A 20,718-nucleotide genomic window follows, 5' to 3' on the forward strand; every position below is an offset into this window, starting at 1 on the left:
CCCCGTGAAGTTCACCCCGATCGCCCCCGGCCGCGAAGGCAGCCTTGGCCAGGGCCCGTACCGCCGCCTGATACTCAAGAACGTCACCGTCATCGACGGCACCGGAGGCCCCGCCTACGGGCCCGCCGACATCGTCATCGAGAACGACCGCATCCGCTCCGTCGTCTCCGCCGGCCGCAACACGGACATGACACAGATGGGCGCGACCGTCGAAGGCGACGCCGAGGTCATCGACCTCGACGGTCACTACGTCCTGCCGGGCCTCATCGACTCCCACGCACACATCGGGTGCGCCGAGCAGGGCCCGAACGCCGACTACATCTACCGGCTCTGGCTCGGCCACGGCATCACCACCGTCCGCGAGGTCGGCTGCATCGGCAACGGCGTCGACTTCACCGTCCGTGAAGCCGCCCGTTCCGCCGCCAACGAGATCACCGCCCCCTACGTCATCCCCTACTCCGCCTTCGGCGCCGGACGTGGCGAGCCCTTCCGCAGCCCCAAGGACGCCGAGCAGTGGATCAGCGAACAGGCCGAGACCGGGGCACGGGGAATCAAGTTCTTCGGCGCACCGCCCGCGATCTTCGAAGCCGCGATCGCGGAGGCGAACCGGCTCGACCTGGGCAGCGCCTGCCACCACGCCGCTTCCGACGTGGCCCGCGTCAACGCGCTCACCACCGCCCGCTGGGGCCTGACCAGCATCGAGCACGGCTACGGCCTGCCCGAGTCGATGTTCACCGACCGCCGTGTCCAGAAGTTCCCCGGCTCCTACAACTACAACGACGAGCACGACCGCTTCGCCTACCTCGGCCGCCTGTGGCGCGAGGCCGCCGACCCCGGCAGCAAGGTGTGGGACGACACCATCGACGAGCTCGTCTCGCTCGGCACCACCCTCGATCCGACCCTCGCCGTCTACGTCGCTTCGCGTGATGCCGCCCGCGCCCGCGGACGTGAGTACCACCGCGACTACACCTCACCGCAGGCCTGGAAGTTCTTCCAGCCCAACCCCGAGAGCCACGGCTCGTACTTCCAGGACTGGGGGACGGAGGAGGAGGTCGCCTGGAAGGAGAACTACCGCCTCTGGATGGCCTTCGTCCGCGACTTCTACCACCGCGGCGGGCGAGTGACCGTCGGCTCGGACGCGGGGTTCATCTACAACCTCTACGGCTTCGGCCTCATCGAGGAGATGGAACTGCTGCGCGAGGCGGGCCTCCACCCGCTGGAGATCATCCAGTGCGCCACATCGAACGCCGCCGCGCTCCTGGGACTTGAGGACACCGGCGTCGTCGAACCCGGCAAGCGCGCCGACCTCCTGGTCACCGCCGAGAACCCCCTCGCCAATCTCAAGACCCTCTACGGCCACGGCCACCTGCGGATGCTGCCCGACGGCGCACTGGCCCGCGTCGGCGGTGTCACCCACACCCTCAAGGGCGGCGTCGTCTTCGACGCGGCCGCGCTGCGCGCCGACGTACGCGAGTCGATCGCCTCCGAACGCGAACGGCTCGGTGTCCCCGCCCCGTTCACTCCCTGACGCGCTCGCCGCCGCGCCCGCTGCCGCTCCCCCGCCCCGCTCGCCGCCGCGCCCGCTGCCGCCGCCCCGACTCGCTCGTCGCCGCCCCACCCGCTGCCGCCGCCCCGCCCCGTCCCCTCCCCTTACGCACCGTTGGGATCCGCCGTGTCTTCTCCCACTCTCAGACGCCCGCCCACCGCCGGTCCGTCCCACCGCAAGGTCATCGTCGCCACTGGTGCCGGCCAGGTCATCGAATGGTTCGACTGGACGCTCTACGCGACCTTCGCCCCCTACTTCGCCGGACAGTTCTTCACCGAAGGCGCCGGTGGATCCGACGGCCTGCTCGCCGCCTTCGGCATCTACGCCATCGGGTTCTTCTTCCGCCCGCTCGGCGGCGTCCTCTTCGGCCACCTCGCCGACCGTTTCGGCCGCTCGGTCATCTTCAACCTCACCGTGTTGATGATGGCCGCGGGCTCGCTCCTCATCGCAGTCCTGCCGGCGTATCACTCCATCGGCATAGCGGCACCGCTGATCCTGCTGTTCGCCCGCGTCGTCCAGGGCCTGTCGGCGGGTGGCGAGATGCCCGCCTCCACCGCCCTAATAGCCGAGGCCGCGCCGGCGCGGCGACGCGGCCTCTACTCCTCGGCCATCTTCGTCGGCGTCGGCATCGGCGTGCTGCTCGCCTCGCTGCTGGGCTGGATCCTCACCACCTTCCTCACCGAAGAGCAGGTGATGGACTACGGCTGGCGGATCGCGTTCGGCGTCGGTGCGCTGGTCGGCCTGTACGCGCTGGTCCTGCGCCGTTCGCTGCACGTCGAGGAGCCGGCCCACATCACTGCCGAGCAGACCGCGGCCGCCGCGCCCCCCGCAAAGACCGGCATCGTCCAAGGGCTCGTCACCCTCTTCAAGACCCAGCCCCGCGGCGTGCTGCGGATCATCGGCTTCGGCATCGGCGGCACCGTCTCCTTCTACACCGTCACCGTCTACATGCCGACGTACCTCAAGCTGGAAGTCGGCATGGCCTCCTCCACCGCGTTCATGGTGAACTGCATCGCCCTGGCCCTCTACAGCCTGCTGCCGCCGTTGGCCGGTCTGCTCTCCGACCGCTTCGGCCGCCGCCCCGTCATGGGATTCAGCTCACTCGCCCTCGCCATCGTCCTCGTGCCGCTGGCGAGCCTGTTGTCCAACTCCGTCGCGGTGACGCTTCCCATCCTGCTGGTGCTCGTCGTGCTCCTCACCGGCTTCCACGGACCGTTCCCCGCACTGATGAGCGAGCAGTTCTCGCCCGAGTCGCGCGGCCTCGGCATCGGCCTCGCCTACTCGGTGGCCACCGCGGCCTTCGGCGGTACCGCCACGTACCTGGCCACCTGGCTGGTGGATGCGGGAAACGCCATGTGGTACTTCGGGTACGTCGCACTCACCGCCCTCATCGCCGCGGTCTGCTACTTCACGATGCCGGAGACGTCGCAGGGCTTGGACGCCCCCCGCACCTGACACACCCACAGACACCGCCGCCCGCTGCCCCCTCCAGGGCGGCGGGCGGTCGCGCGGTCGGCCGGTCGCCGATCCGATCCCGTCCGGCTGCGGCGACGGCGCCGCCGCCCGCCGGGCGCGATCGGGGCCACGGGCAGCATACGGCCGTGGACCTTGGCATCCGCACCACGCGTGGTGATCGATGAACCCACGAAGACGGGCTGCCGCATGGCCCTCAACCGAGATCGAGAACAAGTTCAAAAAAGCGCGCATCAAGCGCCCTTCAGAACACGATCAAGTGCCGCCCGGCCTGCAGGTCCCCAGTTCGGCTTGCCGCCGGGAAGGCCCCGGTCTCCGTTCTGCCCCATGAGCATCAGGAAGAGGCTCTTCATAGCGGCCAGCCCGCGGGCGCGCCGGATCGCCGCCTCGTCTGCATGCGCGTACATGTCGAAGAACCGTGAGGCCGTGCCCTCGGGTAGCAGCACCCATGCGGCGGCGAGGTCCCACGCCGGATCGCCGGCGCACATGCTACCGAAGTCGACGATGCCCGAGAGCGTTCCGTCCGAGACGACGACGTTCGCGGGATGGAGGTCGCCATGCACCCACACCGGCGGACCCTCCCACGCCTGGGCCGCAACCGCGTCGTCCCAGACGGCCCGGACGTCGGCAGCGATGTCGTCGGGGGCGACGGCCTGGAAGAAGTTCTCGAAGCCGTCCGTGCAGTTCCTGGGATGGGCACCGCGGTCCGTAGCGATCGGCGCCTCGGCGGGCGCTTCCACATGGAGCGCCCGGAGGAAGCCCGCCAGCGTGTCGGCCGCGTGGGCGCCGCGGCTGATCGAGCCGTGGTCCAGCGGCTCGCCGGGAACCCACGTCATCACGGTCCAGTGCTTGGGGAAGCGCTCGGACGGTTCGCCGAGCCGCACCGGGGTCGGCACCGGGAGCGGCAGGCGCGGGGCCAGCACGGGCAGCCACCGCCGCTCGTTGAGCTGGAGCTCCGGGGTGGGGTCCATGCGCTGCATGCGCACGGCCAACTCGTCCCCGAGGCGCCACATTTGGTTGCCCCAGCCGCCCGCCACCTCGCGGATGGCCAGCCCTGCAAGGTCTGGATGTTGCTCCTGCAGCAGGTCGCGAACCAGGTCTGCGGTGATCTCGATCTCGGTGTCGGTCATGCGAAGTCACAGTACTGCGGCGGCAGGCGGCGCGGCTCTCGTCCTCCGGATCAACTAGTGCCGCGGCAGGAGACGTTTGCCCGTCAAGGAGCGCGTCCGGTGCGTGCTCTCGGTGTGCCGGCCGGAAGCCCTCGTACTGGACGTCGGGTTTTCGGCCGGTGCGGCAAGAGGGCGTGCCGGACGTCGCGACGGGGCGAACGTGCCTGATGCGGCACTAGCTGTGATTCCGTCGACACGGACCGGCCATGCGGCACGGACGTCGGGGGTCCGGCCCCGCGTCATGTACGCGCACCGCCACCACACACCCCGGGCTCCCCTCCGCCAAAAATACCCCCCGGGGTATCTGTGCTATCGTCGAGATATACCCCGGGGGGTAAATGTACTGGAAGGGAGTGCCCGATGTTCTTCGTCGACACGATCGAGGTGGCAGGGCTCGGCAACCGCAGCTACCTGGCAGGCGGCGAGCGGACCGCCGCGGTGGTCGACCCGCCCCGTGACATCGACCGGGTGATCGCAGTGGCCGCACGGCGCGGCGTGCGGATATCCCACGTCGTCGAGACGCACCTCCACAACGACTACGTCACCGGCGGTCTGGAGCTGGCCCGGCTCACCGGCGCGGCCTACCTCGTCCCGGCCGGGGCCAGCGTCTCCTACGACCGCGTGCCCGTCCACGACGGGGACCGCCACGAGATCGAGGCCGGCCTGGCACTGCGCGCGCTGGCGACACCCGGCCACACCCCGCACCACACCTCCTACGTGCTTGAGGAGAACGGCGAGGCCGTCATGGTGTTCACCGGCGGCTCGCTGCTGATCGGCACCGTGGGCCGGCCCGACCTGGTCGAACCGCGGCTGACGGAGCACCTCGCCCGGGCGCAGCACGCCTCGGCGCACCGCCTGGCCGACGAACTGCCGGACGACGCGGCGGTCCTGCCCACACACGGCTTCGGCAGCTTCTGCTCGTCCAAGCAGGCGACGGGCGAGTCCACCACGATCGGCCAGGAGAAGGCGTCGAACGAGGCGCTCACCCGTGACGTGGAGACCTTCGTCGCCGATCTGCTGGCCGGTCTGGACGACATCCCCGCGTACTACGCCCACATGGGCCCGGCCAACGCCGCGGGACCCGACCCGGTCGACCTGACCCCGCCCGCCCTGGCGGACGCCGACGAGATCGCCGCCCGGCTCGCCGCCGGTGAGTGGGTGGTGGACCTGCGCAACCGGGTCGCGTTCGCCGAAGGCCATGTCGCCGGTTCGTTCAACTTCGAGGCCGAGGGGCAGCTCGCCACCTATCTGGCCTGGTTGATCCCGTGGGGCAAGCCGGTGACCCTGCTCGCCGAGTCCGCCGAGCAGCTCGCCACCGCCCAGCGCGAACTGGTGCGGGTCGGCATCGGCCGCCCGGCCGCCGCAGCCACCGGAGAACCGTCAGGCTGGGTGCGGCAGGGCGAGGCCCTCGCCTCCTTCCCGCGGGCCACGTTCGCCGAGCTCGCGGAGCACCCCGGGGACGGCATCGTCGTCCTGGACGTTCGCCGGGAATCCGAGCGGGCGGCGGGCCACGTGAAGGGCTCGGTCCACATCCCCGTCCATCTCCTGCACCGCCGCCTCCACGAGATCCCGGAGGGACAGGTGTGGGTCCACTGCGCCGGCGGCATGCGCGCCGCCATCGCAGCCTCCCTGCTCGACGCCGCGGGCCGTGACGTCGTGGCCGTCGACGACCCCTTCGACGCGGCCGAGCGGGCCGGGCTCACGATCCGCACGCTCTGACGGCAGTTGTCGCGGATCACCGCACCCGGAAGGCGAAGCGGATCACCGCACCCGGAAGACCAAGCGGATCACCGCATCAAGAAGACGAACAGGAGCGAGAACCACGATGAGCCCCTTCGGACGCGACCGGGGCGGCCCGGTGCGGGTGACCGCACAGGAGGCCGCCGCCCGCACCGGACACGCCAGAGTGGCCCCAGCCACCGCGGCCTCCGTGCTGCTCGACATACGCGAACCCCACGAGTGGCACGCCGGCCACGTCCCCGGTGCCGTGCACCTCCCCTTCACGGCACTGACCTCCGGTGCCGTGCTGCCCGCCGAGGCGCGGTCACGACCGGTCGTCGTGATCTGCCGGTCGGGCAACCGCTCCCAACAGGCCGCCGAACTGCTCCGGGCCCGCGGCGTCGAGGCCGTCGACGTCACGGGCGGCATGCGGGAGTGGGCCGAGGCGGGGCTGCCGGTCGTGGACGCACGGGGCGGGGACGGGACCGTCGTGTGAGCGCGGTGATACTCGCCCTGGCCTCCGGGGCCGTCATCGGCCTGGCGCTCGGAGCCCTCGGGGGTGGTGGCAGCGTCCTGGCCGTCCCCGCCCTGATCTATCTGCTCGGCTTCACCCCCGTCGCGGCCACCACGGCCAGCCTGGTCATCGTCGCCGTCACCTCCGCCACCGCCCTGTCCGCCCACGCCCGTGACGGACACGTCCGCTGGCGCACGGGGCTGCTCTTCGCGGCGGCCGGGATCGGCCCGGCCATGCTGGGCGGGGCACTCGCCGGACGCCTGCCGGAGGCGGTACTGACCACGGCCTTCGCCGTGATCGCGGCCGTCGCGGCGGTACGCATGCTCAGACCCCGCTCGTCCCCGGAAGGCACCACCCGGGTACGGCCGGGCCGGGCGGCGGCCGCCGGTGCCGGACTGGGCGCGGTCACCGGTGTCCTCGGTGTGGGCGGCGGCTTCCTCGCCGTCCCCGCGCTGGTGAGCGTCCTCGGCATGCGGATGCGGGCGGCCGTGGGCACCAGTCTGCTCGTCATCACCGTCAACTCCCTGGCCGCCCTGGCGATGCGTGCCGGTACGGCCGACGGGCTGGACTGGGCCGTCATAGCACCGTTCACCGGTGCGGCGATCCTGGGCGCCTGGGACGGCAGACGCCTGTCGGCGAAGCTGTCCGGACACACCCTTCAGCGGGTGTTCGCCCTGGTCCTGCTGGCGGTGGCCGGCTTCATGCTGGTGGACGCGGTGATGTGATGACCGCCCGAGCGGAATTCCCCACGTCGGTGGCGGGAACGGCTTCTCCGGTCGCACTTGCCTCGCCCCCGCACCCCCACCCCCGTTCCTTCCCCCGACGCGCTGTCGGCCACGCAGCACTGCACGTTGCCGGGAGCGGCACCCACAGTGCCGCCCCTCGCCGGTCGTCCGGATCGCGCCAAAGGTCCCGGCTCCGTACCCGCCGCAGCCGGTTCGGCACGGCCCTCGGGGGCGCGCCGCCGCCCTCGATCTCAACGTTCCACAACCACCCGTAAACACCCCTCGGGGTACCGCACGTCCCGGTTCGGGGCGGCGGCGAACATCAAGGATCACATCTGCCATGAGCACCCCCACCGTTCTCGACGCCGACCAGGCCCACGCCCGGCTGCACGAACTCATCGTCATCGACGTCCGCACCCCCGGCGAGTACACCTCCGGCCACCTGCCCGAGGCGCTCAACATCCCCCTGGACCAGATCCGGCGCGCGCTGCCCGAGATCCGGCGCGCGACCGAGCGCGGCGAGGTCCTGGTGGTGTGCGCCTCCGGCGCCCGTTCGGAAAGCGCCTGCGAGCTCCTCTCCGAGCAGGGCATCCCGGCGGCCACCCTCGCCGGCGGCACCAGCGCGTGGGCCGCCGCGGGTCACGACCTGCAGCGGCCCGTCGCCTGTGACACACGCGCCCGCTGGAGCATGGAGCGCCAAGTGCGCTTCACCGCGGGGACGGTGGTGCTCCTGGGCCTGCTCCTGGGCCTGCTGGTGCACCCGGCCTTCCAGATCCTCTCGGCCGGCATCGCGGGCGGCCTCGTCTTCTCCGCGCTCACCAACACCTGCGGCATGGCCGTCCTGTTGGCCAAGCTGCCGCACAACCGTCCCCGTCCGGCCGATCTCGCCGTGACACTCGCCGCCCTGCGCCACCGCTGACCAGCGGCACAGGACGGCGGTCGCCCCACGGTGCGAGCCGCGGGCGGCCGTCGCGGCGGGAGGGCAGCCCACCGGTTCTGCGGACTCTCCCGCCACGAGGCGACCACAGCCGCCCGGACGGGACCGTCCGGGCCCGTCGTGTCCCGCCACACGCGGGCCCGCCTCGTCGCCCGCGCCCCGACCGACCCGGACCCGGGTCACCGGAGGCGTTGATCCGTAAGCCGGTGGCCCCGGCCCGGGCCCACCATGCGCCCGGGCCGGGGCTACTGGCTGTTTCGCTCCATGCGCGACGCCCGGCGGAAAGCGGCCGTCGAATCCCGCGGCGAGCGCGCGTACCGGGCGCGGTCCGGCACCGCGGTCCGGCACCGCGGTCCGGCACACGGACTCGACCCGCCGACAGCCCGCCCCGCTGTTCAGGGGCTCGAAGCCTCAGCACCCCTCCCGGCAAGGCTGGTGCGGCTGCTCCCTGCTCACCGCGGAAGACCTTCCGGATGTCGTGGAGCCGCGTTCTCGTCACCTCGGCCAGCCGCAGGCGCGGGCTTCGGCGGCGTCATCGATTGACGGCGGCACCGCGTCCGGTGCCCTCGGTTCGACGGTCAGATCCGCCGTCGGCCCGGTGCTCCTGGTGGCGGTATTCCCTCGGCGGCAGGCCGTAGGCGGCACGGAACAGACGGCTGAAGTGAGCGGGATCGGTGAGCCCCCAGCGGGCCGCCACGGCCTGGATCGAGGCCCCGGCCAGGCTGGGGTCGGCCAGGTCGGCTCGGCAGCGTTCGAGGCGGCGCTGGCGTATCCAGGCAGCGGGTGAGCTGCCGTTCTCCGCGAACAGCTGCTGCAGGAGACGCAGGGAGATGTGGTGGGCATCCGCGACGGCCTGCGGAGTCAGCCGGGGATCGCCCAGGTTCCGTTCGACGAACTTCCGCGTTTCGACGCGCAGAGCACTTCTGCGGGCCTCCGGGGGCACGGCGTGCTCCGCGTCCAGACAGCGGCCGACCATCGATGTCAGGAGATCGGCCGTGACCGAGGCCAGGGCGGGAACGTCCCGGGGGGTGAACTCGTGAGCGCGATGGTGCAGATCGGTGATCCAACGGCCGAGGACGGCGGCCATGCCCGAGCCGCTGGGGATCGGCACGCCGATCAGCGGGCGCACGACCCGCTCCGGCAGGGGCAGCAGGGCACGGGGGACCGTGGCGACGACGGATGACCACTTCTCCGGAGTGGCTCGTAGCGTGACGTCGAGGGGCCGGCTGCTGTCCGCCATCACAAGGTGGCCCGAGCCGTACTCACGGGTGCAACCCGCATAAGTGAGTCGCCCGCTCCCGGCGATCACGCACTGGACCTGATAGACCTCCGGGTCGTACTGCCGGATCAACCGCGGTGTGCGCAGCACGTTCAAATGCGGTAGGGCAAGAGCAGAGATCTGCGTCGCTTCTCCCAGGGTCAGAAGCCGCATCCTGGCGCGGAAGTCGTCCTTCTCCTCACTGCGCAGCACATTGCGCAGATGGGACCGCTCCGCGATGTCCTCCCACAGGGCGAACCGTTCCGGAGCCGCCACCACTTCTGTCGTGAACTCCGTCACCAGCATGTCGTCCCCCTCCAACGTGCCGCAGCGCGGGTCGACTCCGAGAGTGCCCGGCCGGCCGCGCGAGGGGTGAGACGGAGATCGGCCGTTTCCTCCGGGACGCCCGGTCCCGGACGGGCTCGTACGCGTGTCCCGCCCCGGTCCGGACACCGGCCCGGTCCGGGGCGTGCGCGAACCATCAACCTCCGTACGGGGATCGGCAAGGACTTCGCGCCGCGGCGCCCCCATGCTCAAGGCGTCATCTCGAACCGGACACCACTCACGAGGAGTCGATCGATGGGCAAGCGCTCCATGGGTATGTTGGTCGCCGCCGGTGTCGCCGCCGCCGGCCTGATGGTCCCGGCCACCGCCGAGGCGACCGCTCCGGCGGCCAAGGCCAGGGACTGCAAGGCTCACGACCATTCGGCCAAGGACAACGTGACCCGCGGCAAGGCGACCAAATCCACCATCCCGATCCGCAGTGAAGGCCCCTACGCGGACTGCGTGATCGACGGGTACGTGGACAACACGATCACGCTCGTCTACCACTGCACGACCACGAACAGCCTGGGCAACAAGTGGACATACGTACGCATCCCTGGCTCCTTCGGCGGCTGGGTCTACAACGCGAACCTCAGCCCGAGCGGCTCCAGCAAGACCTGCTGACGGGGCGGAGGACCCGCTGCCCGCCCTCGGGCGCCATGACGCACCGGGCCCGGCCCGTGCCGCCTGCGGGCCCTGCGGCAGATCTGCGACGCCCCCGCCCTCTACCTCGATGACCCCGTCGACGGCAGCACCGACCCGGCCGGCTCCGCGCGGCGGTCGGGCAAACTGGCCGCCCTCGGCGGGTCGGCGCGCTGAGTCGTTCCGTCCGGCTTCCAGGAGCGCCTTCCGTCCCTGGCCGACCGGACCGGGCGGCACGGCGGTGGCATCGCCCGCACGCACGCCGTCCGCGATGCCGCGCACGCCTCCGATCAGGAACGGGTCGGTGAGTTCTGATGTCACCGGCTCGGCCCGCGAGGCATGACATCGATCGGGCGTGTTCGTCAGCGGCGAAGAGGGTCACGGGGCACGGCCGCCCGTGCCAGGGTGTGCTTGTGAATACGACACCCGATGGACGGCCCGTCCCACCCCCGCGTGCCGACGAGCGCACCATGCTGGAAGCTTGGCTGGACTTCCACCGCGCAACGCTCGCCCTCAAGTGCTCGGACCTCAAGGATGATCAGTTGCGGCTGGCTTCAGCGGCACCGTCGCCGATGACGCTGCTGGGCCTCATGCAGCACATGGCCGAGGTGGAGCGCAACTGGTTCCAACGTGTCTTCGCAGGCCGGGACGTGCCTCCGGTCTTCGGGGAGAGCAATCTCGACGGTTACGCCCTTCAGCCGGACCGAGGACTCGACGAGGCGATGGCCGCCTGGCAGGCAGAAGTCCTTCGAGGCCGCGAGCTCATCGCCGACGCCTCGCTCGACGACTCCGGCCGCCTGTCCGAACAGGAAGCCGGTCACGTCGGCGACCAAGGGGTCTCCCTGCGCTGGATCATGGTGCACCTGATCGAGGAATACGCTCGTCACAACGGTCACGCCGATCTCATCCGGGAACGAATCGACGGAGTCACCGGGGCATGAGGCGCTCGCGGGCTCCGCACTCGTGGGCCGGCAGATCGATGTCTTCGGGTCGAGGCGTCTCCTGCCGATCCTGGCGACGGGGCTGCTGGCCTCCTTCGTCGTGATCGCGTTCCTGCCGCAACCGGTGGCGTGGCTCGTCGCGATCCTCGTCTGGGGCGCGACCGGATGGGCGAGCGTCCCGACGCTGCAGGACGCCCTGACGCGCTCCCGGCCCGAGGCCACGACGTTCATCGTCGCGTTCCAGATGGCCGCGATGTACCTGGGGTCCGCCGTCGGCTCCGCGCTGGGAACGGCGCTGCTGGGCAGCGGCGCTCCCGCCGGCTCTCTGCCGATGTGGGCCGTAGGCGCGCAGGTCGTCGCCGTCGTCCTCGCCCTGATCGTCAGCACGACGAGCAGGAAACCGGTGGACGTCCGAGGGGAGCCGGAGTCGCGGCAGGTGTTGAGCCGGCCCTGTTGACCGCCTCCCGGCGACGTCATGAAGGGCCCCTGCCGTTGTCAGACGCAGTGGGGACCCTTTTGTCCCTCGCCCGGCAGGCCCTGCCTGCCTTCACCGCTCACACCGGGAATGCTGCATCGTGGTGTCTTCCCGCCGGGTTCCGGCCGTACCCCGCACGGGGGCCACGCGCTCAAGCTTGGTCCAGCCTCGTTTCTTGAGCAGCTCGATCAGTTGCCGGGCCGACGGCACCGTATCGAACGCCAGGTTGTCCATCAGCTTGGCGAACGGTGGTTCGATGTCGACGGCGGCGCCCTCACCGACACCATGGCCGGCATCCAGCGGCCGTCCGGTCCCGGACGGCCGCTGGTTCCCCTTCACCTCGTTCGGCGGGGAGTGGCGGCCCGCCGCCGATTGCTCCGCCGATCCCGCGGAGGCGTACCGGGCGGCCCGCCGCGCACGCGCGGCGCGATGAGATGAGCCGACACCGCGTCAGCCATGACCGGTCAGGGGCGGAGGTGTCCGCCCCGGCCGCGGCACCGGAACGTCCGGCGCCTTCGGTTCACCCTTCCTTCCGGTGATCGGTCTCGTGGAGGTCGAGGGTGACACCGGGCGGGACGAGGTCGGCCACGTACTCGGCGAACGCCTCGCGCTCCCCCTCACCGCTCAGATCGGACAGGGGACTCGTCGGCCACACCGGCCGGCCGTCGACGAAGGCCACCGCCGCGGCCGGGTCGTCGACGGTGCTCCGCACCTCGGCCGTGCCCTGCGGGGGCAGGGACAGCGCGCCCGGCTCGACGTCCATCAGCCCCAACGGCCGGTCCGCGTACGGCTCGAACAGGACCAGCGCGGGCGCTTCGGAGAACGGCTCCTCGCCGTCGGGCAGGAGGATGTAGTCGAGCCCGCGCACCTGCGGTGACCGGGCGGCGCGCAGCACACGCCGCAGCATGCGCCGGGTGACGGCCGCGGACCACGCCAAGCGGCCGATGGCCAGGAGCGCGACCGCAGCGCTGATCCACAGGCCCCTGGTGAGGCCCGGGTCTCCGGGGATCTCCGCCATGGCGGGATCGGCGACGGAGTATGCGACGGTCGTGGTGCCGCCCTCGTCCGGACCGTCGTCTCCGAGCACGATGTCCGTCACGATCCGGCGGCCGTCCGCCGTGACGAAGCGGACCTCCGCCTCGCCGGGCAGCAGCCACGGTTCGGTGGGCAGCCCGTCGTACCGCTGCTCGACGGTCGCGACCGCCGTCTCGGTGGGGCCCGCGTGCAGCCGCGCGGCCGTCACCCACCATCGCGCCGAGAGCCCGGCGGTGACGGCGAGTACGAGGAGAGCGCCCCAGGCGATGCCCGACGCGAGTACGACGCGGCGCAGGGCCGGTGAGCGCCACCAACGCCCGGTCCGCGGGTCGGGTTCGGGGCGCCGTCGCTTCGTGCCCGGCTTCGGGGCGCCCCTGGCCAGAAGCATGCGGGACACCGCCGCCAGATGGGCGCGGTCAAGCGGATCGGCACTCGGTTCCGGGGCGGTGGCGGTGGCGGTGGCGGTGGCAGCGGACTGGAGCGTGACGGTGCACGGCTCGGGTGCGGGCGCGTCGGCGGGTGCGGGCGCGTCGTCGATGGCAGAAGCGGGAGCGGCCGCGTCGTCGGTGGCGGGAGCGGAGGCGGGTGCGGGCGACTCTGCGGGCATGCCGGCGGGCACGGAAGCGGGTGTGGCCGGTCCGGCCGGCGTGGGAGCGGGTATGAGTTGTCCGGCGTGCCGTGAGCGGCGGGAGCGCAGGGCGACGCCCAGCAGTGCGGTACCGATCCCGCATACCGTGACGAATCCGAGGGCCACGGGCGTGAAGTCGCGGTCGAACGCCTCGCCCCGCAGGGGCCACGGCAGGGCGCTGATCGTCAGCGCATCGCCCCGGACCGCGTGTTCACAGTCGACCTCCGCGGTGCGGCGGGTGCCGTCCCACGGGTCCACCCACGCGACGGCACAGCCGTACTCCGCCGTACCGGTGACCTCGGCCCGTACCGTGTGCCCGAACCCGTACGCGAAGGCCGCCAGGCCGAGTCCCAGCAGTCCCAGTGCCGCCGCGGGCCAGCTCCACCAGGGAACCACCAGACCGCTCGGGGCGGTTCGCGGCGTCCCCTCGCCGTCAAGGAGGAGCTTCCGCAGTCGGCGCAGCCGCCTCGCGTCGCCCACCGAGGCGGCGACGATCCCGATCAGCCCGGCCGTTCCCATGACGGTCATGGCGAAGACCGTCATGAACGGGGAGTCCTCCAGGTCGGCCGCCTCTCCGCGAACCGGCCATGGACGCGCGCTGATCCGCAGCGTGTCGCCCCGCTTCTCCCCCTGGTAGCAGTCCACCTGTGCGCGCCGGGTACGGTCCGCGTCCCAGGGGTCCTGCCACTGAACCCGGCACTCGCCGTCCCGTGCGCCGGTGACCGTCGCGGTCACCTCGCGGCCCAGGCCGAAGGTGTGCGCGCCGAAGAGCCCCAGGGCGAGTACTCCGGCCAGCAGCAGCGCGACGAAGCCGGGCACCCGTATGCGATGCCGCAGAGGGATCCGGAGGTCGTCCGCGGATATCTCCCGCGCGGGCTCGTCCGCGCCGGGAGCGGTGAGCGCCTCCGACACGGTGCTGCTCGCCGCCGGGGGCACGGCGATCTCAAGCAGGCGTCCGGTCCGGGGAACCTCGTACACCACGACGTCCTGTTGGACGAACGGCGACGGCGACCGCCTGAGTCCGCCCGAGGGCCGCGGTCCGATGTCCCTGACACGTCCGCCGCGGGGTATCGCGAGAACGGCCGAGTCCTCCGCCACGAAGCGCGGGGGCGTGCCGGCGCCGCGGATGAGCCAGAAGTCGCCCCGTACCGGCCGGTCCCGATCCCGGCCCTGCCCCTGCTCCCGGTCCTGCTCCCGGTCCGGGTCCTGGTCCGGGTCCGGGTCCTGGTCCTGGTCACGTTCGGCGGGTCCGACGAGGGGACGCCAGGCGACCTCCGCGGGTATGCGCAGGGGGCGGCCCGAGGAGAAGGCGCGCTCGTACGACTTGGCCCGCCGGTACATCCACAGGACCGGCACGGTCCAGGACAGGAAGCAGCACACAAGGAAGAACAACAGGGACATGCGCGCACTCTCGACGACGGAAGGGCAGAAGGGCAGAAGGGCAGGGCAATCCATGGCAGAACAGTGCGTGCGATTCTGCCGGATCCGGGCAAGATGCCGCTCTCCCCGCCGCCTTGACGAGGCTGCCCGCGAGGAAACGTTGCGGATCGCGGCCCGGCGCACCCCCTTCCCCGTGCTCGGGGGCGAAGAAGACTCGGGCGCGGAGAAGTCGACGACGGCGTCCTCTCCGGCACCTCTCCGGCGTCCTCTCCGGCGGCTTTCCGGCGCCTCTGCGGCCGTACACGTGCTTTCCGTTGAGGACGTGGGCACCGCGCGCCCGGTGCTCGCCGACGTCGAGGTGTCCGCATGCCCGCCGCAGCGGGTGAAGCGGCGATGCCTGCCGCCGACCCGGCGAATGGCGGGACGGGTGCCGCCGACGTACCCACCCGACGGCGGACGGCCGGGCCCCGGCCCCGGCCGAACAGGCCCGGCGGCGGCGGACGGCCGGACCGGGAAGTCGATAGGCTCCCGCCAGGTGACAGCCCGGAGAGGACACGTCCACCCGGGGAAGAACACGTTCGGACGGAGTCGGGAATGCCCAGGAATCTGGCGGATGTCGCCCGAGCCGCACTGACGGCCGCGTGCGTGCGGAGCCGGGGCGATGCCACCGGGCCCGGCGGGTACGGTGACATCGCCCGCGTCGCCGACACCTGTGTACGGGGCGGGCTCGGCTTCGTCCAACTCCTGCACCGGCGCAAGGACGGCATCCTCGCCGAGGAGCTCTACTTCTCGACCCGGGAGGACGACGGATCCTGGGCGGTCGCGGAACACCTCTCCGGAAGCACCATCGGCGACGACCCGGGCGACCCCCGCAACATCGCGGCCGTGCTGCGCGGCAGGCCGCTGGCGCTGCTGGGCGAGTCCGAGGCGCTTCTGTACACCGGACGGCCCGAGGCCGACGACGAGGACGGGTACGAGATGCTGCGCTTCCACACGCTGCTCGTGCCCCAGGAGGCCGGCCACCTCGATATCGAGGACGTCTCTTCGGGGGTCGGCCCCACCCCCAGCCGGACCAGGAAGCCGCTTTCGTCAAGAATCGCCCTCTTCGCGCTCTTCCCCGGTGAGCGTTTCTCCGTTCATGTGATGGCGGGGGAAGGGGGCAGTCGGCGGGCCCTGGGCGAGCCCTGGGAGCTGACCGGCACCGCGCCCGGACCCGGATAGGGTCGAGGTACCCCCGACCAGGAGAGGCGGTTGCATGGCCGGCGAGATCGTGATCGCACAGACGACCATCGACGACGAGGACCGGGCGGACGCGTTGGCGCGCGGCGCCATCGGGAACCGACTGGCGGCCTGTGCCCACATCGACCCTCCGTTCACCGCGGTCTACCGCTGGAAAGACGCCGTCGAGACGGCCCGGGAGTGGCGGATCTCGTACAAGACCACCACGGACCGGCTCCCGGAACTCGAAGCGTGGGTGGCCCGGGAGCACACCTACGACGTCCCGGAATGGATCACGCTTCCGGTCACCGGTGGCTCCGGGGCGTATCTGTCCTGGGTGGTCGAGGAGACCGGCACGCCGTGACACCGCGCGCCGAGCGGGCGGGCGGGCGAGCGGGCGGCGGCGCCCCCGAATGACCGTTCCGTCGCGTCCGGTTCGGCGACCGCGTCAGTCCGAGCCGTAGTACAGGCGGAGGAATTCCTCCATGGCTGCGTCGACACCGGCACGGTCACCGGTGGCAAGAAGATCGAGCAGCAGACCGCGGACGGTGGCGAGCCCCAGCCTGGCACGGTTCCGGGCCGTGGCGGGGTCTGCCCCCGCGGCCGTCTCGGCGTCCACGAGCGGCTCCAGCCAGTCCGTCACGAGCCCTTCCAGGACTGGTACGGCCTCGGGCCGGCCTCGCAGCGCGTGCCCGCAGATCTCGAAGAATAGGCGCTCCTGACCGACGAGCCCGGGGTCCGTCAACTGCCGCCACAGCAGTCGCGCGACGTCGGCGGGCGAGAGACCGGGCTCCAGGCGGAGCCGGGACAGCAGCTCGCGCTGGCGCCGTTCCGATGTCCGGATGATCTCGGCGAACAACTGCTCTTTCGAACCGAAGTAGTGGATCAGCATGCGGTGGCTGATGCCGATCGCGGCACCCAGACGACGCAGGCTCAGGTCCGCGATGCCGTGAGCCGCGACGTGGTCGACGGCAGCGTCGACCAGTTGGGCCCGCCGGTCCCCCTCCGCGCCGCGCGCGGCCTCGGGCCGCGGTTCATCCGCATTCATCACGCCGCGAGTGTACCCATCGGTGCATGGCGCATGTACCGTCTGGTACATGCAGCCCGTCACCGTATCGATCGACGTACCGCAGCCGCCGGAGCAGGTCCATGACTTCCTCGATGTCATGGCTCACCACGAGCGATTCACCGACCACTATCTGACCGACTGGCGCTACAGCGGGCCCGGCCGCGGCGTCGGATCGTGCGCCACGGTCACCGCCGCGCTGGCCGGCACGAAGACCGACGTCACGATCGAGGTCGTCGAGGCCGAGGCGCCGCGACGCATCGTCGAACGCAACGTCAGCGCGGGTGGCCGGCGCCTGGCCCATGGCACCTACACCATCGAGCCGTTGCCAGCTGGTGGGAGCCGCGTCTCGTTCACCTACACCTGGACACGCGCCCCTCTGGCCGACCGCCTGCTGGCGCCCGTCGTCCGGGCCACGATGCGGCGTGCCAACCGCACGGTCATGCGGCGCCTGGCCACCGAACTGGCTCGCCACGTCTCCGCCACCGGCTCCTGACGCGGCGCGTCACGACCTCTCTGCCCGGCACGAATGCCTCGGACCGACGGCCTGTGTCTCGTGGCCGCATCGCGGCACGCGGTCGTGGTGGCCCAGCGGCGCGTCCAGGCGTCTGAGGCAGTGCCCGGCATGACGGTTCTTGTTGTCGCCTTGGTGTCGTCTTGTTGTCGCTCGACGGCTTCCGGGCATCGCCGCCCCACGCGGTCGGCGTCGAGCGTGTGAGGGCGCCGCACCTGTGGCAGCGACACTCGGCCATACTCGGCCATTCATGACCGATAGCGGACTATCGGTGACGCGTTGTCCTCGGCGGTTGTTTTGATGGATCGATCGGGCGATGTGGCCCGAGCGGCAGCGAGGGGGACGCGATGGCGCGGATCAGCGGGTATGCCGGTGCCAAGGGCCGCCAGTCCACCGGAGGGGCCCGTGCCTAGCCGCCGTCCGGTGCGGCGTCCGCCCCGGTCCGGCACACGCCGCCCCCCGTCCCGGTCCCCCGCGCGGCGCCTCTCCCGGGCCCGCGGGCGGCGGCGCTTGCGCGTCGGCGAGGCGCTGGTGCTCGCCGTCGTCGCGCTGTGGCTCCTGGGCGAGCTGATGCGCTGGCTCACCGAACACCTCTGGGTCGCCGCGACCGCCCTCGGGCTCGCAGCCGCGGGGGCCGCCCTGTGGTGGCATCAACGGGACCGGCGGAAACGTCGGCGGCGGGAGGAGGCCCGCGCCCTGCGCTACCCGATGACGCACATCGACCAACTGCACCACCGCGACTTCGAGTTCGCGATACGCGACCTGATGTACCGCGACGGCTGCACCGATGCCGTCCAGGTCGGCGGCGCGGGGGACAACGGCGCCGACGTCAAGGCCACCGACCCCTATGGGCGGCGATGGGTCATCCAGTGCAAGCACCGCCGGGCCGGAGTGTCCGGGGCCGCCGTCGGAACACCCGACCTCCAAGTCCTCAATGGCACGGGCCGCCCCGTGCACAAGGGCGATGTCGTCGTCCTGGTCACCAATGGCCGCTTCTCCAAACCGGCCCTGGACTTCGCCCAGTCGCAGCGCCTGCATCTGGTGGACCGGGCGAAGCTGGCCACATGGGCCGGCGGACACCGCCCCCTGTGGGAGCTGCTGCGTTCCGTCCCCTCTCCGCGGGGCCCCGGGCCGTCGTCCTGACGGGACGGAAAACGTTGCGGGCCGGGTACGACGAGTGGCCGGGTGGCGCCACCGGTTCCGTTCCCGGAACGGCGGCGCCACCCGGCCGCATACATGGTTCAGCCCATCGCTCCGTTCAGCCGTTCAGCCGTTCAGAACACGAACGGTCCGGGCGACTGGGTGGAGGTCGCGTTGCAGGTCACGGTGATCCCCATGACCACGACCTTGAGGGATTTGGCCACCAGGCTGTCCCCCGACGCGACGGTTCCACTGAGCGGGCCGGTGGAGACGGGGCTGCCCGCGGGAATGGCAGGGTTGGAGCCACCGGTGAACGTCACCGTGCTCGTGCCCTTGTTGGTGAGCGTGAGCGTCGATTTCACCGAGTTCGCCCCGACGTTGATGGGGGCGGTGATGGCGGAGGTCGAGAGGGTGATGGTCGCCGCCGTGCCGCTCTGGCTGGCGGTGAGGGTCGCGGAGCCTGACCCGTAGATGCCGCAGTTGAAGGAGATCGTGGCGGTGGTGGGGGTGACCGCGCCGGCTGTGGGCGCCAGCGCGAGCGTGCCCGCGGCGAGCGCGGAACAGACAGCTGTCCGCCGTATGCCATGCCTCATGATGGTTGGCCCTTCGTGGGGGGGGACCGGCACGGATTCGACATGCCGCACCGGAACATCTCACATACCTGACAATCCGTCAGGTGGATGACTCCCCCATTGAGGCACGGCCCCCTTGAGACAACAAGGCGCACCGTCATGATTTTTGACATGTTCCGACCAAGATGCCGGATGTCCGCCCGGGGCGTCCGACTGCCACGCGCCGGGGCACGGAGAGCGCGGAGAACGGAGGATGCGGAGGGTGCGGAGGGTGCGGAGGGTGCGGCAACGGGCTTCTCATGTCATCCGGCCCGTTCGCGAGACCAACGAAAGGAACGGCATCGGACCTGAAGGGCGGGGAGTCAACAGATCCGATGCCGCGTGCCGAAGCCATTCCGAGAGGATTCCCGGAGCGCTGTCACCGAACGGGTTCAGTCCCCGGTGTTGGTGGCCCAGACCGGGCGCCTGTCCTTGTCGTAGACAACGACGTTGCCGTCGTCCTGGACAGCGAGGTACGCGCCCTTGTGCCAGGTGTCGGATGCCCAGAGCGGTCGTCCGCCGCGGTCGTAGAGAACGAAGTTCCCGTCCTCCTGCATGACGGCGTGGTCACCGTTCGGATAGGCGCCGGGAGCCTGCCAGGCCGGGCGGTTGTCCTTGTAGAGGACCAGGTTTCCGTCCTGCTGCAAACGCAGGATGGCGCGACCGTTTCCTGAGGTCCACGCCTGGTTCTTCCGCAGCGTCGCCCTGGGGTGAATCAGCGTGTCGGCCGTCGGGCGTGCCCCGGCGGCGTGGGACGAACGGGCCGCTTCCGGTGCGGAGACGGACGCCTGGGCGGCGGTCGCCGACATGCCGCCGACCGCGAGGATCGCAGCCGCAGCGGCGAGAGACGGAAATGCGCGGAGTTTCATCGGTTTCCCTTCACAGTTCACGACGCCCTGCTGTCCCGGGCCACGCCATAAAAACCCCCACACGCCCCGGGAGGGAAACCGGCTCACGGAAATCCTCAATAATTCGTGATGACCGAAATCCATATCAACACGGGAACTTCCATGCCTTCAGGAAGATGTTCCGGCCTTTCGGAAAGCCGCACACCGTGCCCCCGGCGGGATGCGCCCGGTTCGTCGGCACGACACATCGGGCACGAATGGCATGGGCCGCCGGTCGCTCCCGTGGATCGGCTCGGCGTGGGCCCCGGGACGGCGTGGGCCCCGGAACAGCAGTATGTTCCGCAGCTACGGATCTGCGCCCCAACCGGGCATCCGGAGCGCCAGGTTCACCTCTTTGTGGAGTTCAGCGTATGTGCCGTGTGCGGTGGCCCGGCCCAGGGGTAGGGTCCCGGCCGTGCACTTCCTTCAGCTCTACGCCTGACACAGCGGGCGGGCCCCGCCTCCGTCCCGCAGGCCCGGGTGGCGCTCCGACAGCGGGTCTTTCTTTTGCGACAG

The 20,718-nt window shown here is 71.3% G+C and carries 20 protein-coding genes; 13 read left to right on the forward strand and 7 right to left on the reverse strand.

Features of this window, described 5'->3' with window-relative positions; translation table 11 throughout:
• Positions 1–4 precede the first annotated feature (4 nt).
• Positions 5–1,528 carry an amidohydrolase family protein gene (locus ACIHCL_RS25425; protein ID WP_399865082.1) on the forward strand — a complete coding sequence of 508 codons (1,524 nt, stop codon included), beginning with the start codon at positions 5–7 and terminating at the stop codon, positions 1,526–1,528.
• A gap of 144 nt (positions 1,529–1,672) precedes the next feature.
• On the forward strand, positions 1,673–3,001 hold the full coding sequence (locus tag ACIHCL_RS25430) for an MFS transporter (RefSeq protein WP_399865084.1): 1,329 nt from the start codon (positions 1,673–1,675) through the stop codon (positions 2,999–3,001).
• A gap of 251 nt (positions 3,002–3,252) precedes the next feature.
• Here the strand turns inward: ACIHCL_RS25430 and ACIHCL_RS25435 are convergent, their stop codons facing one another.
• Complete coding sequence (locus ACIHCL_RS25435) at positions 3,253–4,149, reverse strand: aminoglycoside phosphotransferase family protein (protein ID WP_399865087.1); 897 nt, start codon at positions 4,147–4,149, stop codon at positions 3,253–3,255.
• Between the two features lie 399 nt (positions 4,150–4,548).
• Here ACIHCL_RS25435 and ACIHCL_RS25440 point away from each other — a divergent pair, with 399 nt between their 5' ends.
• From ACIHCL_RS25440 to ACIHCL_RS25455, 4 genes are all read left to right on the forward strand, one after another.
• Positions 4,549–5,907: a rhodanese-like domain-containing protein gene (locus tag ACIHCL_RS25440; RefSeq protein WP_399865088.1), complete on the forward strand. Its 1,359-nt coding sequence runs from the start codon at positions 4,549–4,551 to the stop codon at positions 5,905–5,907.
• 106 nt (positions 5,908–6,013) lie between these two features.
• Positions 6,014–6,403: a rhodanese-like domain-containing protein gene (locus tag ACIHCL_RS25445; protein WP_399865090.1), complete on the forward strand. Its 390-nt coding sequence runs from the start codon at positions 6,014–6,016 to the stop codon at positions 6,401–6,403.
• Positions 6,400–7,146 carry a sulfite exporter TauE/SafE family protein gene (locus ACIHCL_RS25450; RefSeq protein ID WP_399865093.1) on the forward strand — a complete coding sequence of 249 codons (747 nt, stop codon included), beginning with the start codon at positions 6,400–6,402 and terminating at the stop codon, positions 7,144–7,146. Before ACIHCL_RS25445 ends, ACIHCL_RS25450 begins: the two co-directional genes overlap by 4 nt.
• Before the next feature lie 340 nt (positions 7,147–7,486).
• Positions 7,487–8,065, forward strand: a complete 579-nt coding sequence (locus ACIHCL_RS25455; protein ID WP_399865094.1) for a rhodanese-like domain-containing protein — start codon at positions 7,487–7,489, stop codon at positions 8,063–8,065.
• Between the two features lie 550 nt (positions 8,066–8,615).
• Here ACIHCL_RS25455 and ACIHCL_RS25460 read toward each other — a convergent pair.
• Positions 8,616–9,647 (reverse strand): helix-turn-helix domain-containing protein, encoded by a 1,032-nt coding sequence (locus tag ACIHCL_RS25460; protein ID WP_399865096.1) that lies wholly within the window; start codon positions 9,645–9,647, stop codon positions 8,616–8,618.
• Positions 9,648–9,920: 273 nt separating this feature from the next.
• Here ACIHCL_RS25460 and ACIHCL_RS25465 point away from each other — a divergent pair, with 273 nt between their 5' ends.
• The 3 genes from ACIHCL_RS25465 (at position 9,921) to ACIHCL_RS25475 (ending at position 11,705) form a co-directional block, all read left to right on the forward strand.
• Positions 9,921–10,289: an SH3 domain-containing protein gene (locus ACIHCL_RS25465; protein ID WP_399865098.1), complete on the forward strand. Its 369-nt coding sequence runs from the start codon at positions 9,921–9,923 to the stop codon at positions 10,287–10,289.
• 431 nt (positions 10,290–10,720) lie between these two features.
• Positions 10,721–11,248 carry a DinB family protein gene (locus tag ACIHCL_RS25470; RefSeq protein ID WP_399865099.1) on the forward strand — a complete coding sequence of 176 codons (528 nt, stop codon included), beginning with the start codon at positions 10,721–10,723 and terminating at the stop codon, positions 11,246–11,248.
• On the forward strand, positions 11,208–11,705 hold the full coding sequence (locus ACIHCL_RS25475; RefSeq protein ID WP_399865164.1) for an MFS transporter: 498 nt from the start codon (positions 11,208–11,210) through the stop codon (positions 11,703–11,705). Before ACIHCL_RS25470 ends, ACIHCL_RS25475 begins: the two co-directional genes overlap by 41 nt.
• Positions 11,706–11,795: 90 nt before the next feature.
• On the opposite strand, the gene ACIHCL_RS25480 is transcribed toward ACIHCL_RS25475, so the two are convergent.
• The gene (locus tag ACIHCL_RS25480; protein ID WP_399865102.1) at positions 11,796–12,062 is read right to left on the reverse strand and encodes a hypothetical protein; all 267 of its coding nucleotides are present in this window, start codon (positions 12,060–12,062) and stop codon (positions 11,796–11,798) included.
• Between the two features lie 181 nt (positions 12,063–12,243).
• Positions 12,244–14,787, reverse strand: a complete 2,544-nt coding sequence (locus tag ACIHCL_RS25485) for a hypothetical protein (protein ID WP_399865104.1) — start codon at positions 14,785–14,787, stop codon at positions 12,244–12,246.
• Positions 14,788–15,360: 573 nt separating this feature from the next.
• Between ACIHCL_RS25485 and ACIHCL_RS25490 the strand changes: the two genes are divergently transcribed.
• A complete protein-coding gene (locus ACIHCL_RS25490; protein WP_399865106.1) occupies positions 15,361–15,987 on the forward strand; it encodes a hypothetical protein in 627 nt (208 codons plus the stop codon).
• Positions 15,988–16,021: 34 nt separating this feature from the next.
• Positions 16,022–16,348 carry a divalent-cation tolerance protein CutA gene (gene cutA / locus ACIHCL_RS25495; RefSeq protein ID WP_399865109.1) on the forward strand — a complete coding sequence of 109 codons (327 nt, stop codon included), beginning with the start codon at positions 16,022–16,024 and terminating at the stop codon, positions 16,346–16,348.
• 84 nt (positions 16,349–16,432) lie between these two features.
• On the opposite strand, the gene ACIHCL_RS25500 is transcribed toward cutA, so the two are convergent.
• Positions 16,433–17,032 carry a TetR/AcrR family transcriptional regulator gene (locus tag ACIHCL_RS25500; RefSeq protein ID WP_399865166.1) on the reverse strand — a complete coding sequence of 200 codons (600 nt, stop codon included), beginning with the start codon at positions 17,030–17,032 and terminating at the stop codon, positions 16,433–16,435.
• Between the two features lie 49 nt (positions 17,033–17,081).
• Here ACIHCL_RS25500 and ACIHCL_RS25505 point away from each other — a divergent pair, with 49 nt between their 5' ends.
• The gene (locus ACIHCL_RS25505; RefSeq protein WP_399865112.1) at positions 17,082–17,546 is read left to right on the forward strand and encodes an SRPBCC family protein; all 465 of its coding nucleotides are present in this window, start codon (positions 17,082–17,084) and stop codon (positions 17,544–17,546) included.
• A gap of 528 nt (positions 17,547–18,074) precedes the next feature.
• Entirely contained in the window at positions 18,075–18,707 is a 633-nt protein-coding gene (locus ACIHCL_RS25510; protein ID WP_399865115.1) for a restriction endonuclease, read from the forward strand.
• Positions 18,708–18,838: 131 nt separating this feature from the next.
• Here ACIHCL_RS25510 and ACIHCL_RS25515 read toward each other — a convergent pair whose 3' ends face one another.
• Both ACIHCL_RS25515 and ACIHCL_RS25520 read right to left on the reverse strand, forming a co-directional pair.
• Positions 18,839–19,297, reverse strand: a complete 459-nt coding sequence (locus ACIHCL_RS25515) for a hypothetical protein (protein WP_399865117.1) — start codon at positions 19,295–19,297, stop codon at positions 18,839–18,841.
• A 410-nt stretch (positions 19,298–19,707) separates the two neighbouring features.
• On the reverse strand, positions 19,708–20,184 hold the full coding sequence (locus ACIHCL_RS25520) for a hypothetical protein (protein ID WP_399865118.1): 477 nt from the start codon (positions 20,182–20,184) through the stop codon (positions 19,708–19,710).
• Positions 20,185–20,718: the final 534 nt, after the last annotated feature.

Origin of the sequence: Streptomyces sp. NPDC052042 (genome assembly GCF_044548345.1) — a bacterium.
Taxonomy (GTDB): domain Bacteria; phylum Actinomycetota; class Actinomycetes; order Streptomycetales; family Streptomycetaceae; genus Streptomyces.